The organism is Psychrobacter sp. 1Y6 (assembly GCF_052258385.2).
GTDB lineage: Bacteria > Pseudomonadota > Gammaproteobacteria > Pseudomonadales > Moraxellaceae > Psychrobacter.
Genome location: NZ_JBQQEW020000001.1, coordinates 884,008 through 901,667 on the forward strand (window position 1 = coordinate 884,008; position 17,660 = coordinate 901,667).

Sequence of the window (17,660 nt, forward strand, 5' to 3'; positions counted from 1 at the left end):
AAAATAAGGGGAGTTTGACGTAAGGATTAGAAGGGGTAGGTCGACCAAAAACCAAATCCTGATTCGCACATAATTACCACGATGATAAATCATATATGAATCAGGACAATATTTGAGATATATTCCAGTTGGCTTACAATCAGAGCGTCAACGCTTAAGTTCTATAAAGGACTTTTACGACATGCCAGCCAAATTTGGTCTTTACTAAATGCGGGGTAAATAGTTCGCCGGTAAAGCAAACCTTATCGAATGGCCCTACCATATCACCTTTGCCAAACTCGCCTAAGCTGCCACCTTTTTTCCCTGATGGGCAGGTTGAGTATCGCTTGGCCAGTACATCAAACTTAGCACCTTTTTTAAGCTTGGCAATAATGTCCTCAGCTTGTTCTTTATGTTTTACTAAAATGTGCAATGCGCTAGCGGTACGAGCCATAATGTAACCTTTTATAAAATATCGATTATCAGGACATTATATCACTACTTACCTTGGTTGCTAAACTCACTTGTAGGTGCTGAGTTCTCTCAAGTCATCCTTATACAATCGTGATTGCAGAAGTTAGAGAAAAGGAGTTTTAGTCATGTAATGTTTTATTTAAACTATAGTCTTTATTTAAACTACAGTCCTTAAATGACGGACATAAAAAAAGCCTCAATCTTTAGATTGGGGCTTTCCTAATTGGGTAGCCGTACTTTACTCATATCAAATCACGGAATCAAACTATCTACCAGAAGTTGAATGCTAGTATTTAATGCCTCATTAGCGAACTTCTTATTTCTCAAGCTATGATTACACACCGCTTCAGTTTGCGTAGAAAAATCAGAATAGTGCTGAGTAACTGCCCAAATATGAAAAATCAAATGGATGGCAGACACGGACTTAATCTTGTTATCTGCAATCCAGCCATCAATCACTGCCACCTTTTCACGAACCAAAGACCTCAAAGGGCCTTTTAATACGGTCATTAAATGAGGTGCCCCTTGTATAATCTCTAACGCATATAGTCTCGATGCTGCAGGCGATTTTTTTGAGATTTTATATTTTTCTTCAATATAGGTCTTAAGGGCAACCCTTGGATCTTGGTTGGCGTTAATCTCACTCAAAGGTGATAACCACTTACTCAGCACCTTTTCTAAAACAGCAACATACAGAACTTCTTTACTTTGGAAGTAATAAAATATATTCGATTTAGATATGTCAGCTTCTTCGGCAATTTGCTCCATGCGCGCGCCATTTAACCCCTCTTGGGAAAATACGATCAATGCAGCATTGATGATATGTTCTTTCTTTTTTAATATCTTTGCACTCGTCTCTGTCTCTTCTTTTAGTGCGTACTCTTTCACTATATTTTCCCTCATCGTAAAGCCAAAAAACCTAGTTTTAAATGATAGTTGATTCAATTTAAAAAAGGGTAGAAGTAACCAAAGGCAGATGCTACTGGTTGATCAAAACGGGTATGCCAACTACTCCAACAGCGAGCAATACCATATCGGTTTACAGGTTTACAGGTTTACAGGTTTACAGGTTTACAGACTAAAGCAACCTGCTGTTGACCAGTCTTTTCTGCTGCTTATTCCACCTTATCTTCATCCAAATCACCATCAAAATATACTTATAAACAATTTATACATTTGTGCACTATTTTATAACACTTTGCACCAATTTATAACAGCCCGCACTATTTTTCTGCATATTTTTAGACCATATGGTTTAATAATTTTTGTATGAAAATTATATAAGTTATTGATAAATAAAAACTAATTAATTTGGCATAGATTATGCTACATAAAAAACATGAAATAATCTTTATTTCTTTTATCGCTCTTTTTTTCCTCAAACGTATAGGTGAAATCATGGAAATAGGTATTTTTTGTCCGATTGGCAACAACGGCTGGTTAATTTCGAAAAACGCGCCGCAATACAAGCCAACATTTGAGCTAAATAAACAAATTGTGCAACGGGCTGAGCACTATGGGTTCGATTTTGCGCTCTCGATGATCAAGCTGCGCGGCTTTGGCGGGGAGACGGAGTTTTGGGATTACAACCTCGAGAGCTTTACCTTGATGGCGGGATTGGCCGCAGTCACGTCCAAGATAAAAATCTATGCCACATCGGCGACGTTGGTTATGCCACCTGCGATCGTAGCGAGAATGGCATCAACGCTTGATAGCATCTCAAACGGGCGTTTTGGATTGAATGTCGTGACTGGCTGGCAAGAAGCAGAATATGGACAGATGGGCATGTGGCCAGGTGATGATTATTTTGGTAAGCGCTATGACTACCTATCTGAATATGTACAAATTTTAAGAGATCTGTGGGCAACAGGCCAATCTGATTTGAAGGGTGAGTTCTTTCAGATGAATGATTGTCAGGTGAAGCCTATTCCAAAAGCGGATATGAAGATTATCTGTGCGGGCCAATCAGATACAGGCTTGGCGTTCTCTGCAAAATACGCTGATTACAACTTTGTCTTCGGTAAAGGTCTGAACACGCCAACTGCCTATGCCGGTATCAATGATCGCTTAAAGGTACACACGGATAAGACGGGTCGTAACGTTCCGACCTATGTCCTCTTTATGGTCATTGCAGATGAGACCGATGAAAAAGCCCAAGCAAAGTGGCAATCATACAATGATGGTGCGGATTTCGAAGCCATTGATTGGTTGCAGTCGCAAGGCGGTAAGGACAAAACATCAGGCAAAGATACCAACGTTCGCCATATGGCCTCAAGCGTTTCACCAGTCAATATCAACATGGGTACGCTTGTCGGCTCTTTTGAAAATGTCGCCAGTATGTTAGACGAAGTCGCTGAAGTACAAGGTACGGATGGCGTTCTATTGACCTTTGATGATTTCGTGCAAGGCGTTGAGGATTTTGGTAGCAGAATTCAACCGCTGATGCAGAGCCGCATCAATGTTGATACACCAGTTACCAGCCAAGCTGTCAGCGAAGCCTAATAAAAGGAGCAAATATGAATTCGGTTAATACAATTTGTGCAGACTTTACCAAGGAATCCTCTCCTGTTTTAGAGTCGTTGCCTGAACCTATCAAGTTAGATCCATCCCAGACGGCATTGATCGTCGTGGACATGCAAAACGCGTATGCCAGCCAAGGTGGTTATCTAGATTTGGCTGGGTTTGATGTCACAGCGACCAAGCCCGTCATCGATAAAATCAAGCAAGCCGTGGATATTGCGCATCAATCTGGCATACAAGTCATCTATTTCAGAAATGGCTGGGACAACAAGTATGTCGAAGCGGGTGGTAGTGGATCGCCCAATTATCACAAATCAAATGCCCTAAAAACCATGCGTAAGAATCCTGAAATTGAGGGGACGCTATTGGCAAAAGGCGGCTGGGATTACGAGTTAGTCGACGAGCTTAGCCCTGCACCTCAAGACATCGTTATAGATAAACCTCGATATAGCGGCTTTGCTAACACCAATTTCGATAGCGTATTGCGGTCACGTGGCATACGTAACTTATTACTCACTGGTATCGCGACTAACGTCTGTGTTGAATCTACGCTTCGAGATGGATTTTTCCTTGAGTATTTTGGGGTGTTATTAGATGACGCTTGTTATCAGGCAGGGCCAGTAGAAGCTCATGACGCCACACTATATAACGTAAAAACCTTTTTTGGTTGGGTGTCTGATGTTGCCAGCATGCAGCAGTGTTTTTCAGATAGCTAACGTTTTACCTAGCCAGTTTTTAGCAACCTAAACCAAGCGCTTCATACTTAATCCAACCACACTAGGAATGTAGATATGTCTAAACAAGTGATTATCCCTGAAGGTACCAGCAAGCCATTAGCCCCTTATGTCCCAGCGACTAAGGCCGACAACATCGTTTATGTCTCTGGCACCTTGCCCTTTGATGAAAACAACGATGTCGTACATGTGGGTGATGCCGCTGCTCAAACCCGCCATGTGTTAACAACGATTCAAAACGTTATTCAAACCGCTGGCGGCGATATGGATGATGTGACATTTAATTCAATCTTTGTAAAAGATTGGGCAGATTATGATGCGGTCAATCAGGTCTATGCAGAATTTTTTCCCAATGAAAAGCCAGCAAGATTTTGTATCCAATGCGGGTTGGTAAAACCAGATGCTTTGGTCGAAATCGCGTCCATAGCGCACATTGGATAAAAACCTGTTTAAAAATAACTGCAGTTAGTGAATTTAAAGTTACCTGACATCGAACCCCCTAGCATTGGACTGTAGTAGGGCGCTTTAGTTGACTACACATGTGGCGGAATATTGTTTAAAAGGAAATGACAGATGAATACAGTAATTAAAGAAAGCCAAGTAACGCAATCCTCATTAATGAAACATAAGTCTAAAGAATCATTCACCTCTACGGCAGGAAACTTAACCGACATGCAGCAGTCTTTTAGAGATGCAATGAGCAAGTTGGCGGCTGCCGTGAACATTATTACCACTGAGGGTCCAGCAGGGCGCGCAGGATTTACAGCCTCAGCGGTATGCAGTGTCACTGACGAACCGCCAACCCTATTAGTGTGTCTAAACCGAAGCGCTTCTGTATACAAATTTTTTAAAGAAAATATGGTGCTATGCGTCAACACACTTGGTCTTGAGCATAAAGATTTAAGCGGTGTGTTCGGTGGTAAAAAGGCGCTGGAAGAAAGATTTGAGCAAGGCAACTGGTCCACGCTGTCAACAGGATCGCCTGTACTAGAAGATGCCAGTATCTCTTTTGATTGCAAAATCAAACTCATCAGCTCGGTGGGAACCCACGATATTCTTATTTGTGAAGTATTGGATATCAAACACAAGCCTGATTGTGAAAGTCTCATCTATTTCAATCGAGACTACCATCAATTGAGTAAGTGCAAAAACTAAGTATCACACCTCTACTTTTTAAGGATATTCAAAATGGATAAATGGTTTGTGAAATGGCGTCCCTATACTGGGAACCTAGAAACGACACCGGTAGGTATCAATGAATACTTACCAATGGGTAAAAGTGTGGTGTTAGGCGCACAGCACTCATTCGCAATGTTCGGTGCGACAATCTTAGCTCCCTTACTGATGGGCTTTGATCCTAGCTTGACCATGCTGATTACGGGTATAGGTACGATACTTTTCTTTCTGATTACTGGGGGTCACGTACCAAGTTATTTGGGCTCTAGTTTTGCATTTATCGGAGCGGTTGCAGCAGTAACAGGGTATAGCGGCACTGGTATCAATCCAAATATTGGTATTGCCCTGGGAGGTACCGTTGTCTGCGGGGTTTTATACGCACTGATGGGTCTACTGGTGATGAGAACAGGGACAGAGTGGATTGAGAACTTGATGCCACCTGTGGTCACTGGGTCCATTGTCATGATTATCGGGTTGAACCTAGCGCCTGTCACCATACAAAGCGTCATCGGCAGTAGCTTTGATTCTTGGATGGCGTTAGTCACCGTATTATGTATCTGTTCAGTCGCCGTATTTACCAAAGGCATGGTCAGACGCCTGTTACTGTTAATCGGATTGGTCGCCGCATATTTTATTTATTTCCTATTAACCAATGTCTTGGGCATGGGCACGCCTATTGATTTTAGTCCAATTGCAAATGCTGCTTGGTTCGGTATACCAACCCTTTATTCTCCTGTCTTTGAGACCAATGCCATATTAGTGATTGCACCCGTCTTTATCATCTTGATCGCTGAAAATCTTGGGCATTTCAAAGCAGTAGAGGCCATGACTGGCAAAAGTATCTCACCTTATATGGGTAGAGCGTTCTTCGCTGATGGCCTTTGTACCACGCTTTCAGCCTCGGTAGGCGGCACTGGTATGACGACTTATGCAGAAAACATCGGCGTGATGGCCGCGACCAAAATTTATTCTACAGTCGTCTTTGTCATAGCAGGTGTCTTTGCAATCTTATTGGGTTTATCCCCTAAGTTTGGAACCTTGGTAAGTACCATTCCTGTGCCTATTTTGACCGGTGCTTCAATCGTTGTCTTTGGTTTGATTACGATCGCTGGTGCGCGTATCTGGATGAATGCAAAAATTGATTTTAGTAAGAATGGCAACATGTTGGTAGCCGCCGTCCCAGTAATCTTAGGTACTGGCAACTATTCACTAAACATTGCAGGCTTTGATTTAGGTGGTATCGGTACCGCTACTTTCTTGGCCATTCTTATGAACCTCATTTTCAATTTTAAAAATAAGCAAAAAGAGGTGAGCGTGACCACTGAGAGAGAAATCGCTACATCAGAGCCGCTCTTAAAACTCAATCCATAAATTTTAATCCCTATTTGATATTACCTTAAGGAATCGTGTCATGAATACAGAACCACGCAGCGTACAACAATTGATCAATGGCGAATTTACCGAATCAACTACCACAGAATGGATTGATATCACCAATCCAGCCACTCAAGAAGTTATCGCCAAGGTACCACAATCAACACCTGCGGAAATCGAGCAAGCTATCAAAACGGCATCTGAGGCCTTTCAGAGTTGGCGTGTCACACCCATCAGTAAACGAGCCCGTGTTTTCTTAAAGTATCAACAACTGATACGTGAAAATATGGATGAGCTGGCAGCGCTACTGACTGAAGAACAAGGTAAGACACTGGCAGATGCTAGAGGTGATGTATTTAGAGGTCTTGAGGTCGTAGAACATGCATCAGGTATCGGCAACTTGCAGCAAGGTGGCTACATTGAAAATGTCGCCAGTAGTGTCGATATGTATACCGTTCAGCAGCCAATAGGCGTCTGTGCAGGCATTACCCCCTTTAACTTTCCTGCCATGATACCGCTATGGATGTTTCCAATGGCCATCGCCACAGGCAACACGTTCATCTTAAAACCCTCTGAACAAAACCCAATCGTTACCATGAGATTGGTCGAATTGGCGCTTGAGGCAGGTATACCAAAAGGGGTATTAAATGTGGTTCATGGTGGTAAAGATACAGTGGATGCACTGTGTGATCACCCTGACATAAAAGCGATATCTTTCGTTGGTTCAACAGCGGTGGGTAAGCATGTGTATGACCGTGCAGGTCATGCGGGTAAACGTGTGCAATGTATGATGGGTGCGAAAAACCATGCCATTATCATGCCTGACGCCAATAAAGAACAAAGTCTGAATCAGCTAGCAGGGGCAGCATTTGGTGCAGCAGGTCAGCGATGCATGGCACTGTCTGTCGTGGTATTGGTTGGAGAGTCTAAACAGTGGGTTGATGAGATTGTAGAAAAATCAGCACAGCTAGTAGTGTCTGCTGGCAAGGATGATAAAGATTTAGGTCCGCTAATATCTAAGCAAGCCAAAGCCCGTGTTGAGCGCTTAATCCAAGCCGGTATAGACGAAGGGGCAACTCTCAGGCTAGATGGCCGTGGTTGTCAGGTAGCAGGTTATGCAGAGGGTAACTTTGTTGGTCCAACCATCTTAGATCATGTAACCACTGATATGAGCTGTTATACCGAAGAAATTTTTGGTCCTGTCCTATGCATTATGTATGCCGACACGCTTGAGGAAGCCATTAAGATTATCAATACCAATCCAAATGGTAATGGTACTGCAATTTTCACCCAGTCTGGTGCCCATGCACATAAGTTCCAACAAGATATCGATGTTGGACAAGTTGGTATTAATTTACCAATTCCAGTACCGCTACCGATGTTTTCGTTTACAGGATCTAGAGCCAGTAAGCTCGGTGATTTAGGTCCTTATGGTAAGCAAGCGGTGCAGTTTTATACGCAGACTAAAACGGTGATATCACGTTGGTTTGATGAAGATGCTAGTGAAGGCGTAAATACTACTATTTCTATGAAGTAGCTATACGGCCGTATCAAACGTAGGACGTTATGTAGAGCGTGTGATTAATTGACAATAGGCTCTACATAACAACATACAAAAGCAAATATAAATGCAAATGGTGGATTTTATGAATATCAATACAATACCAGAAATCATTGAAGATATTAAAGCAGGCAAGATGGTCATAATCATGGATGATGAGGATCGGGAAAATGAAGGTGACCTCATTATGGCTGCAAGTCTCGCCAAACCTGATGATATTAATTTTATGATTACACATGCCAGAGGTTTGGTTTGTTTGACCTTGACCTCCGAACGTTGCAAAAAATTAAAACTGCCTCTCATGTGCAAAGACAACCAAGCACCTTATAGTACAAATTTCACTGTTTCCATTGATGCAGCAAAAGGGGTGAGTACCGGAATATCAACGGCAGACAGAGCTCAGACTATCAGAACTGCCGTGTCTCAAGACGTTACCTTTGATGACGTCGTAACCCCAGGTCATATTTTTCCATTAGTGGCTAAAGAAGGCGGTGTCTTAGAGCGGGCTGGGCATACCGAAGCAGGTTGCGATTTAACGAGACTGGCTGGTTTAGAACCTGCTGCGGTTATTGTAGAGATTATCAACCAAGATGGTGAAATGGCTCGTAGAAATGATCTGATGAAATTCGCTGATACTCATAATCTAAAGGTCGGCACCATAGACGCGTTAATCAAATATATTAAGTCTCAAGAGGCCATCGAAAGCAAAGGTGAAAGCGAAGTCGAAAGTTTCGAAGAAACCGTAACGTATGAATATGATGAAAGCGATGAGCGTACCGTTGAATTGATTTAGTCAGTTTAATTTAACTTGATTTTATAAGCTATTAGATACTTTTACCGCAATTTGAATTTTACTGAAATTGGATGAAACCCTATGTTAGTTAAAAAATATCCTTGTAAGAATGACACGTTAGAAACGGTCGTATTTAGTTCAGGTTTAGGCGGGCATGCTGATTTTTGGTTACCTCAAATTGAGAGTTTTACCGAGCATTACAATGTGATTTGCTATGAACAAGAGGGGGTATCACCTGACAGTGATCTCTTGCCCGATGACTATTCTATGCAAGATTTAGCGGATCAATTAATCGAAATATTAAAACAAGAAGGGCTTTCTAACTGTCATTTCGTCGGTCACGCACTTGGCGGATTTATCGGTATGGAAGTTGCTTATAAAGCGCCAGAATTGTTAAATAAACTGGTTATCTTAAATGGTTGGGAAAGCCTAGATCCTCATACTGTTAAATGTTTTCGTATGCGAACCAGTTTGCTACAAGATACAGGGGTAGAGGCATTTGTACGTGCCCAAGCAATATTTTTGTACCCACCGATCTGGATCTCAGACAACATAGATACACTCACACAAAAAGAAGATAAAGCCATCGCTCACTTTGCGCCAGTCGAGAACGTCTCAACGAGACTAAAAGCCTTGCAGGCTTATAAGCCCCTGATAAATGCCAAGCATATCAAAAATAAAACGCTAGTTTTAAGCAATCTTGATGATGTTTTGGTGCCATGGCAACGCGGTCTGGCTTTGGCTGAAAATATGCAAAATGCCCAATTTGAGTTAATGGTGACGGGCGGACATGCCAGTACAATCACAGAAACCTGCTCAACCAATAGCAAAATCCTTCAATTCTTATCCAAAAATTAATATCAATTAGGACGTACTATGACTGACTCCCTATCGTTATCTTCAGAAGATCTAGATCAGCTGTTTGGTAAGGCCAGATCCTTTAATGCTTGGCAAAAAAAAGACGTACCAAATGCACTACTTGAAGAGATCTATCACTTGATTAAAATGGCGCCTACCTCGGCCAATTGTTCACCGGCGCGGTTTGTATTTCTCAAATCTGATGACGCTAAAGCGAAATTAGAGCCAGCACTGTCATCAGGTAATATTGAAAAAACAATGACAGCACCTGTCACAGTGATTGTCGCTTATGATAATGAATTTTATGAGCAGCTTCCCAAATTATTTCCACATACGGATGCCAGATCATGGTTTAACTCTAGCCCTGAACTCATAAAAGAGACGGCGTTTAGAAACAGTTCTATGCAAGCGGCTTATCTAATCTTGGCTTGTAGAGCCTTGGGTTTAGACACGGGCCCAATGTCTGGGTTTAATAATGAATTAGTGGACGACACCTTTCTTAAAGATAGCAAATGGACTTCAAATCTACTGATTAATATAGGTTATGGTCAAGAAGACCAATTATATAGCCGTCTTCCAAGACTAGACTTTGATGAAGCTTGTCAGATTTTATAAGAAACAAGTCATTCAACCATGTGGAAGGGTAGCTGCTTTCGACTGGGTCTGGGTTATTAAGTGAAACATGATGACGTTTAATAACCATTTTTAATTAAAGATCTCTAAAACTAAAGGTTTTCTGCTACAGCTCTTCTATTGCAGCCCTGAAAAAAGCCCCAACCTTGAGATTGGGGCTGTTTAAATTTGGCAAACATAATATGATTCGAACCAACGATCTCTATCATGTTTGAGTAGGTTGACCAAGCAACGTATTATTACACTTTCTTATAGATATTTCTTGTATCAGCCTATGGCTATCTGAGCTATGCTACATATATTTCTCTGTATATGACTATATAGTAGGCTAAGCGAAACTGACATGTATCCACGTTATAGAGAATTGGTTATATTAGAATATAAACAAACTTCCGAGATTTACGGTTTTTATATTTCTTACTCTACAGCGTTAGCTGATAAGAAAAGAGATTTTGATAAAGCCGAGAAAAAATCTTGATATATTTTGGGATTTTCAATTGGTTTCAAGTTATATTGCGCGTTTGCTCTAACAATTACAGATTTTCCAGAACTAGAAGGTCTTGCAGTAACAGTCATTCTAACTTTATTACCGCTGACTAGTCTGGTAGCTGAAACTGTACCAAGATCTGTATCAGCTTTATCAATGACAAAGCTCAAATCTTGTAAGGTTGATATTACATTTCTAACTACTATAGTTTTATCACTGGTATCAAAAGCTCGCGTTTGCATACTGCGTAGCTCTACTTGATTGTCAGCGCCCAAAATTCTAGCATCATGTGTTGCACAACCTGTAATAGCGAGGAAGGCAGCGAAAAAAGTTATTTTTAATGATTTCATATTTCTTGAGCCTCTAAAAATACTGATTTAGATAACTTACTGAAGAATTCAACATATAGCTTTTCTGTCTTCATGGTTTCGGCTTTGGTTACTTGTCCTTGAGTATTTGTCACAATACGCTGAAAAGTAGCTCTAGCTAAATAACCTTCATTGTTGAGCTTAGAAGGTAGTGTGACGAAACTAACTTTAATTTGCTGCTCGCTATCAACTGACATATTGCCACCACCAAGGACGGCTAATAGTACCGCGCCTGCTATCTGCGCGTTATTGGTGGCACTTACAGTCTTAGACGCTGTAATAACACCTGATTTTGTTTCGGTTTCGTCTATCGAATATCCCATATCTTGTAATACAGCTACTCCAGCTGAAAGAAGTGAGATCTCATCTTTTGTCTCAAAAAATCTAGACTGCATTTGTCGTTCTTGTAGAGAGGTCTCAGAAGCTTGAAATAAGTTTTCTGGTGCAGTTGTCGCGCAACCAGTCATTGCTAAAGTACAAGCGACAAAGATATATTTCATTTTTTTCATTAGTTTGACCCTAGAACTTTGATGAATGATAGGCAAAGTCTCTTACCAAGTTTTGTTCATCAAATTTTATTATTATAGTAAGTGTTCTCTGTGAGGTAGATGACGCCCCTGAACTAGATTGACCACCAGCTAGAACAGCAAATACCCAACCTGTACTTGATGACTGAACTCTATCTGTAGCTACTTTATCGTAAACCCAGACCTCTCTTCTTTGATCATCTGTAGAGACCATATTCGGTGACCCAAGTGCTTGTAATACATCTGCACCACTCATGCCTACTTTGATTTGTTTTTGAACAACGCCCACAGATATATTTGAATTGCTTTGAACTTGTCCAGCATGATGTGCTGCTGAAACACAGCCACCAAGTGATAAAGCGGCTATTAGAGTAAATATAGCTTTCATCTTATTTCCTTTTTAATAGAGTGATATGCACAGTATAAGTTAGGTGTGAAAACATGATATTTTCACACCTAACTTAGATAGACACAATGTAACGGTTTAGTTAACAAATGTAAATAAAAAACTATACAATACAAGGCTTTTGTTCTTTATTTACATTCATACTTTTATATGATTTAAGAAAATAAACTTAAATAAATCTTTTATTTATTTTGATATTAACGTGAATAGTAGACTTACCTATAATGGCAAAGGGAGTGCCAACTAAGTATTCAATATTATTGGTGATACAAGTGTCGCTATATTACAAACTCGAAAGCAGAACACTTGTTTCACTATTCAAAATGCCATCAATCTCTCTGACTTGACGCAGTACTTCATCAAATTCCCTTAAGCTTGTCGTGTGTATCTCTCCTACCAAATCCCATGCCCCATTGGTCGTATGTAGCTTAATCAATTGCGGTATACCTCGCAGCTTCCTAATTACTTGTGAAGTAGATTTTCCTGTTACTTCAATCATCATCATCGCTTTGACTGTTTCTTTATCTAGTGCCTCATGCACTCGAATCGTAAATCCTAAAATAGCACCGTTGTGAATCAGTCTATCCAATCTATTTTGGACAGTGGCACGAGAGACTTTAAGTTTTTTAGCCAGATTTGAGATGGTTGCTCGACCATCTTGTCGAAGTTCAGATATCAGTTCGCTATCTAAAGAGTCATAAGTGTAATACGCCATAAAAGTGCTTCCTTCATTGGATTTTGACATTCTGCTAAGTAATACCTAACAATGTGTCAAAAAAATGTCCATATTTAGTAAATTATTGACATTTTAACTGACAATTATAATTGGTAGCATATTAATTGTCGGTTAAATAAATAATATTCATGGAATGGAGCAAAATTAATGTCTAAATTTATCGTATCACAGAAGCAGGGTGTGCCATTTGTTAGCGTACAGGCGATGGCTGAAATCATTAGTAATTATGGTATAGAACAGACGATAAAAGAATTGGTAGATGCTTTAGAACAAGATTTTTCTCGTTGGGATAGTTTTGAAAAATCCAGTCGTTTTGCTTCTCATTCCAAAGACGGTGTCATAGAGTTGATGCCTGTCAGCGATGGTGAAATGTTTGCGTGCAAATATGTCAATGGCCATCCTATCAACACCAAGCGCGATTTGCAGACGGTAGCCGCTTTTGGCTTATTATCTGATGTCGATACCGGCTATCCCATTCTGCTGACAGAAATGTGTATTTTAACGGCCTTACGCACTGCGGCGACTTCTGCACTGGTTGCCAAACATTGTGCACCCAAAAACGCCCAGACTTTAGCGCTTATCGGTAATGGTGCTCAGGGTGAGTTCCAAGCAATGGGTATGAAGGCAGTCGTGGGTATCTCAAAAGTGCGTTTGTATGATGTCGACCCAGCCGCATCTGAAAAAGTAGCGCGCAATCTTGCCGATTCAGGCCTAGATATTACTATTTGCAAAACGGCAGAAGAGGCGGTTGAAGGTGCAGATATCATCACTACCTGTACCGCAGATAAGAAAAATGCCACCATTCTGCGTGATGATATGGTCAAAAAAGGTGTCTATATTAATGCCATCGGTGGTGACTGTCCTGGCAAAACGGAGCTGGATGCCAATATCTTGTTAAGAGCCGATCATGTGATTGTGGAGTTTGAACCACAAACCCGTATCGAAGGCGACATTCAACAGCTCTCTCAAGATTTCCCTGTGACAGAGTTTCACCGCATCGTAAATGGTGAAAAAACAGTACGCGCCAATGAAGATAACTTGGTTGTATTTGATGGTGTTGGTTTTGCCTCAGAAGACTTTACGGCTTTGGTATTTTTGCGTGATTTGATTAAAAAGCAAGACGCATATGAGCTGCTTGACTTGATTCCTCAGCAACAAGACCCTAAAAACCTCTATTCGGTAGTCAAAGCTCATAGCAAAGATCGTAGCCTAGAGACGGATGAAGCGATGGCCGCATCATAAGTCATTTGAATATGGAAAAATAGGTGTTCAATGCCAGATTTGGACTCAAATGATGAAAAAATTGTTTTATTTAATAGAGACAAAATAATGAATGATTTAATGAAAAACGTGCGAATAGTAGAAGTTTATTCAGATGTCGCAGGGCATAAAAAAGGCGCGTCACTAGGCATTGATGCATTGCGCGCGTCATCAAAAGAGATGAATGCAGACTACTATGAAAAGTTGCAACTTGATAGTATAAAAAATGAATATATACATGAAGAAGAGTCGTCATTTAAGCATGCAAAATACGCCGATGTGATTGAACCTGTTATTTCTAAATTGGCGCATAAAATCAAAGATATAAGAAATGAGAATCAGTTTCCGATTGTTATTGCAGGCGATCATTCTAGCTGCGCAGGCACGATGCATGGCCTAAAAATGGCGCATCCTGATGCTGAAATTGGCGTGGTTTATATAGATGCTCACGCTGATTTTCATTCACCATATACCAGTGGATCAGGAAATATGCATGGCATGCCTTTGGCGATGGCTTGTGCCATTGATAATTTGGAATGTCAGCGTAACGAGCTTTCTGAAAAAGAAAAAGAGTATTGGGAAAAGTTAAAGTTTATGGCATCAAGCGAGCCATCAATTAAGCCAGAAAACGTGGTGTTTTGTGCTGTTAGAGATTATCAAGAAGAAGAGATGGATCTAATCAGAAGACATAAAATCCCTTTATATAGCGTGGCTGAGATAACCCAAAAAGGCATCAGTTCTACCGTAGAGGAAATTTTCAAAAAACTAGAATACTGCGATCATATCTATGTGTCGTTTGATGTTGATAGTGTCGATCCTTTATATGTGCCAGGAACCGGTACGCCTGCAATGAATGGTCTGTCATACGAGCAAGCGATGCAACTTAATATAGAGTTAATTAAGAACAAGAAAGTGTGCTGCTGGGAGATGGCAGAGATAAATCCTTTGTACAACAACTCAAAAGATGACTCGACCAGAATATTTAAAATTTTAGAAAAAGTGACCCACACACTTTTGAGCAATTACTAGTACTGAATATTTAAAATGAGTAAAAGAATCTAGCCTAAAGGGGGTTGTTAAAACCTTCTTTAGGTTGGTTAAAAAGGGACTGCGAGTAAAAATAATATGGACATTATTAAAGCCAGCGCTGCAAGTCGAGATGTTAGCGGTATCAATATCAGACAATTTTTGAAGTTCTTTATCCCATCCATCATAGGTTTGATGCTTTTCGTATTTCCAATTCCTTATGTTGACGGTAAGTTTGTCACCTATGCAGAAGGATTTACCATTCCTATATCTGTATTGAAGGATTATATACAGGGTTATATCGGTAACCTTTTGCCGTTATTGGTTGTCACCTCAATCATGATTACCTTGTGTTGTACCTTATATACTAAAATCATGAAACCTGCATTTATTCTGAATAATGCGTTTCTAAATAATTTATTAAACGTTACAACGCCTTGGCTTGTTATTAGGATGCTTGGTGCGTTCTTCGTTGTCGTGACCTATTTTAAATTTGGGTTTGAGGCAATATATTCAGACAATATTGGCGGCTTAATATTATATGAGTTAATGCCTATACTTTTTATCGTATTTTTCTTGGCTGGATTGCTGCTACCGTTATTGCTTGATTTTGGCTTATTAGAATTTTTCGGGGTTCTACTAAGTAAAGTGATGAGACCTTTATTTGGCTTACCAGGTAGGTCATCTGTAGATTGTTTAACGTCATGGTTGGGCGATGGCACTATCGGTGTGTTATTAACCGATAAACAATTGGAAGGTGGGTTCTATACCAAAAAAGAAGCGGCAATTATTGCTACAAGCTTTTCAGCAGTGTCGATTACATTCTGTTTGGTTGTCATCTCTCAGGTTAAGCTCGAGAGCTACTTTATCAATATGATTGGCGTCGTTGCTCTATGCGGCATTGTTTGTGCGCTAATAGTCCCAAGGTTATTGCCTTTATCTAGAATTGAAGATACCTATACTATCGAAAACAGTGATAGAGATCATGAAACCATTCCCGAAGGGAAAACATTATTTACCCACAGTTTACATAAAGCCGTCCAAAAAGCAGATAAGAGTCCAAGCTTTCTTACTTTCTTAAGAGATGGTCTAAAAAATATTTTGGATATGTGGATTGGGATACTGCCTGTCGTTATGGCAATTGGCACTATGGGTCTAATCGTTGCAGAAGAAACACCTGTATTTGATTATCTAGGTATGCCGTTTATTCCATTCTTAGAGTTACTGAACATACCTTTTGCCGCAGAAATGTCAAAAACGATCATGGTAGGTTTCGCCGATATGTTCTTACCGGCTATTATCGGTTCTTCAATAGAGTCAGAGTTAACGCGATTTGTCATCGCTTGCTTGTCAGTGTCTCAATTGATTTATATGTCAGAAGTCGGCGGATTGATTTTAGGGACAAAAATTCCAGTAAGCTTTTTCCAGTTATTAGTCATTTTTCTATTGAGAACCATTATCTCATTACCAATCATTGCGGTGTGTGCTCATATGATTTTCTAAATAGACCTTATTAAAAATTAGCTACACTACGTCTGAACAAAGAATCAGTCGCAAAAAACCACCTTGATAGGTGGTTTTTTGCTATCAGTATCAAGCCATAGTTTAATTCACATAATTTCAATACAAGGAGACCGAGTTCAAGCGATACATTATTTCTTGCAACCATACAAAAATAGATATACGATTCATATACGTTTCGTATATTAAGGTGTTTTTATGGGTATTGTGAAAATTGATGATGAACTGCATGAAGATATTCGTAAAGCAAGTGCCGTCATGGTGCGCTCCATCAACGCTCAAGCTGAATATTGGATGAAGATAGGCATGCTCGCTGAAGCCAACCCCAATATGTCTTACAACCAAATTATCAATGAGCAAATGAGACAAGCTGATGTCAATGTAAGGAACCTTATAGATGGATAAGGTCATACTTAAAAGCGCAGCGGAATTGGAAATCATGCGCGAGTCTGGGCGACTTCTAGCCTCTGTCTTTGATTATCTTGATGAGCAAATTACAGTTGGTACTTCTACGATGGACATTAATAACCTTGCTGAGCACTATATTGTCGATCAGCTAGGTGCACGCCCAGCCAGTAAAGGTCAGTATGGTTATCAATATGCATTGAATACCTCAGTGAATAACGTGGTCTGTCATGGTATTCCTTTAGAGCAGCAAATACTCAAATCAGGTGATATTGTGAATGTAGATATTACCTTAGAACAAGGTGGTTTTATCGCTGATTCTAGCAAAATGTATCTGATAGGTGAGGTGGCACCACTTGCAAAACGCTTGGTTGATCAGACCTATGAAGCCATGTGGGAAGGAATACGAGTGGTGAAACCTGGAGCAACGCTGGGTGATGTTGGTCATGCCATCCAAAGTTACGCTGAGAAGCAAGGCTATTCAGTAGTGCGAGAGTATTGCGGTCACGGTATTGGACGCGAAATGCATGAGGGACCGCAAGTGCTACATTACGGACATCAAGGAAAAGGTCTAGTCCTACAAGAAGGTATGACATTTACCATTGAACCAATGGTCAATCAAGGTAAAGCCAAAGTTAAAGTCAAAAGAGATGGCTGGACCGTAATCACCAATGATAAAAAGCTATCTGCTCAGTGGGAGCATACCATTGCGGTTACTTCTGACGGCTATGAAGTTCTTACTTTGCGAAGAGATGAGCTTATTTAAACGATTTGATATTTGAACGTCGATTCGGTAAGGCGCTTTTATAATTCAGAAGGGCC

The 17,660-nt window shown here is 40.4% G+C and carries 19 protein-coding genes and 1 pseudogene; 14 read left to right on the forward strand and 6 right to left on the reverse strand.

What is annotated here, in order from left to right; all coding sequences use genetic code 11:
* Nucleotides 1-154 precede the first annotated feature (154 nt).
* Nucleotides 155-433: a peptidylprolyl isomerase gene (locus ACTXGF_RS17405; protein ID WP_102078430.1), complete on the reverse strand. Its 279-nt coding sequence runs from the start codon at nucleotides 431-433 to the stop codon at nucleotides 155-157.
* A 272-nt stretch (nucleotides 434-705) separates the two neighbouring features.
* Entirely contained in the window at nucleotides 706-1,341 is a 636-nt protein-coding gene (locus tag ACTXGF_RS17410) for a TetR family transcriptional regulator C-terminal domain-containing protein (RefSeq protein WP_443533983.1), read from the reverse strand.
* A 510-nt stretch (nucleotides 1,342-1,851) separates the two neighbouring features.
* On the opposite strand from ACTXGF_RS17410, the gene rutA reads away from it, so the two are divergent.
* From rutA to ACTXGF_RS17455, 9 genes and pseudogenes are all read left to right on the forward strand, one after another.
* On the forward strand, nucleotides 1,852-2,955 hold the full coding sequence (gene rutA, locus ACTXGF_RS17415; RefSeq protein WP_443533981.1) for a pyrimidine utilization protein A: 1,104 nt from the start codon (nucleotides 1,852-1,854) through the stop codon (nucleotides 2,953-2,955).
* 14 nt (nucleotides 2,956-2,969) lie between these two features.
* Nucleotides 2,970-3,689 (forward strand): pyrimidine utilization protein B, encoded by a 720-nt coding sequence (rutB, locus tag ACTXGF_RS17420; RefSeq protein WP_404692613.1) that lies wholly within the window; start codon nucleotides 2,970-2,972, stop codon nucleotides 3,687-3,689.
* Between the two features lie 75 nt (nucleotides 3,690-3,764).
* Complete coding sequence (gene rutC, locus ACTXGF_RS17425; RefSeq protein ID WP_057761062.1) at nucleotides 3,765-4,148, forward strand: pyrimidine utilization protein C; 384 nt, start codon at nucleotides 3,765-3,767, stop codon at nucleotides 4,146-4,148.
* Nucleotides 4,149-4,280: 132 nt separating this feature from the next.
* Nucleotides 4,281-4,862 (forward strand): NADH-dependent FMN reductase RutF, encoded by a 582-nt coding sequence (gene rutF / locus ACTXGF_RS17430; RefSeq protein ID WP_191114002.1) that lies wholly within the window; start codon nucleotides 4,281-4,283, stop codon nucleotides 4,860-4,862.
* Between the two features lie 33 nt (nucleotides 4,863-4,895).
* The gene (locus ACTXGF_RS17435) at nucleotides 4,896-6,254 is read left to right on the forward strand and encodes a solute carrier family 23 protein (protein ID WP_443533978.1); all 1,359 of its coding nucleotides are present in this window, start codon (nucleotides 4,896-4,898) and stop codon (nucleotides 6,252-6,254) included.
* A 40-nt stretch (nucleotides 6,255-6,294) separates the two neighbouring features.
* Complete coding sequence (locus ACTXGF_RS17440) at nucleotides 6,295-7,794, forward strand: CoA-acylating methylmalonate-semialdehyde dehydrogenase (RefSeq protein WP_443533976.1); 1,500 nt, start codon at nucleotides 6,295-6,297, stop codon at nucleotides 7,792-7,794.
* A gap of 109 nt (nucleotides 7,795-7,903) precedes the next feature.
* Nucleotides 7,904-8,581, forward strand: a pseudogene (gene ribB / locus ACTXGF_RS17445) (3,4-dihydroxy-2-butanone-4-phosphate synthase); the annotation flags it as partial.
* Nucleotides 8,582-8,692: 111 nt separating this feature from the next.
* The gene (gene rutD / locus ACTXGF_RS17450) at nucleotides 8,693-9,469 is read left to right on the forward strand and encodes a pyrimidine utilization protein D (protein ID WP_443533974.1); all 777 of its coding nucleotides are present in this window, start codon (nucleotides 8,693-8,695) and stop codon (nucleotides 9,467-9,469) included.
* Nucleotides 9,470-9,487: 18 nt separating this feature from the next.
* Nucleotides 9,488-10,084, forward strand: a complete 597-nt coding sequence (locus ACTXGF_RS17455; RefSeq protein WP_443533972.1) for a malonic semialdehyde reductase — start codon at nucleotides 9,488-9,490, stop codon at nucleotides 10,082-10,084.
* 435 nt (nucleotides 10,085-10,519) lie between these two features.
* On the opposite strand, the gene ACTXGF_RS17460 is transcribed toward ACTXGF_RS17455, so the two are convergent.
* The 4 genes from ACTXGF_RS17460 to ACTXGF_RS17475 form a co-directional block, all read right to left on the reverse strand.
* Nucleotides 10,520-10,939, reverse strand: a complete 420-nt coding sequence (locus ACTXGF_RS17460; RefSeq protein ID WP_201567283.1) for a hypothetical protein — start codon at nucleotides 10,937-10,939, stop codon at nucleotides 10,520-10,522.
* Nucleotides 10,936-11,466: a hypothetical protein gene (locus tag ACTXGF_RS17465; protein WP_443533970.1), complete on the reverse strand. Its 531-nt coding sequence runs from the start codon at nucleotides 11,464-11,466 to the stop codon at nucleotides 10,936-10,938. Before ACTXGF_RS17465 ends, ACTXGF_RS17460 begins: the two co-directional genes overlap by 4 nt.
* Nucleotides 11,467-11,476: 10 nt before the next feature.
* On the reverse strand, nucleotides 11,477-11,872 hold the full coding sequence (locus tag ACTXGF_RS17470) for a hypothetical protein (protein ID WP_290177546.1): 396 nt from the start codon (nucleotides 11,870-11,872) through the stop codon (nucleotides 11,477-11,479).
* Between the two features lie 301 nt (nucleotides 11,873-12,173).
* On the reverse strand, nucleotides 12,174-12,605 hold the full coding sequence (locus ACTXGF_RS17475; protein WP_057761040.1) for an Lrp/AsnC family transcriptional regulator: 432 nt from the start codon (nucleotides 12,603-12,605) through the stop codon (nucleotides 12,174-12,176).
* A 168-nt stretch (nucleotides 12,606-12,773) separates the two neighbouring features.
* On the opposite strand from ACTXGF_RS17475, the gene ocd reads away from it, so the two are divergent.
* The 5 genes from ocd (at nucleotide 12,774) to map (ending at nucleotide 17,604) form a co-directional block, all read left to right on the forward strand.
* The gene (gene ocd / locus ACTXGF_RS17480; RefSeq protein ID WP_443533968.1) at nucleotides 12,774-13,868 is read left to right on the forward strand and encodes an ornithine cyclodeaminase; all 1,095 of its coding nucleotides are present in this window, start codon (nucleotides 12,774-12,776) and stop codon (nucleotides 13,866-13,868) included.
* A gap of 30 nt (nucleotides 13,869-13,898) precedes the next feature.
* A complete protein-coding gene (locus tag ACTXGF_RS17485; RefSeq protein WP_238051837.1) occupies nucleotides 13,899-14,915 on the forward strand; it encodes an arginase in 1,017 nt (338 codons plus the stop codon).
* A 96-nt stretch (nucleotides 14,916-15,011) separates the two neighbouring features.
* The gene (locus ACTXGF_RS17490) at nucleotides 15,012-16,415 is read left to right on the forward strand and encodes a YjiH family protein (RefSeq protein ID WP_443533965.1); all 1,404 of its coding nucleotides are present in this window, start codon (nucleotides 15,012-15,014) and stop codon (nucleotides 16,413-16,415) included.
* A gap of 216 nt (nucleotides 16,416-16,631) precedes the next feature.
* Nucleotides 16,632-16,838: a ParD-like family protein gene (locus tag ACTXGF_RS17495; protein WP_057761037.1), complete on the forward strand. Its 207-nt coding sequence runs from the start codon at nucleotides 16,632-16,634 to the stop codon at nucleotides 16,836-16,838.
* Nucleotides 16,831-17,604 carry a type I methionyl aminopeptidase gene (map, locus tag ACTXGF_RS17500; protein ID WP_443533963.1) on the forward strand — a complete coding sequence of 258 codons (774 nt, stop codon included), beginning with the start codon at nucleotides 16,831-16,833 and terminating at the stop codon, nucleotides 17,602-17,604. The genes ACTXGF_RS17495 and map overlap by 8 nt, the downstream gene beginning before the upstream one ends.
* Nucleotides 17,605-17,660 lie beyond the last annotated feature (56 nt).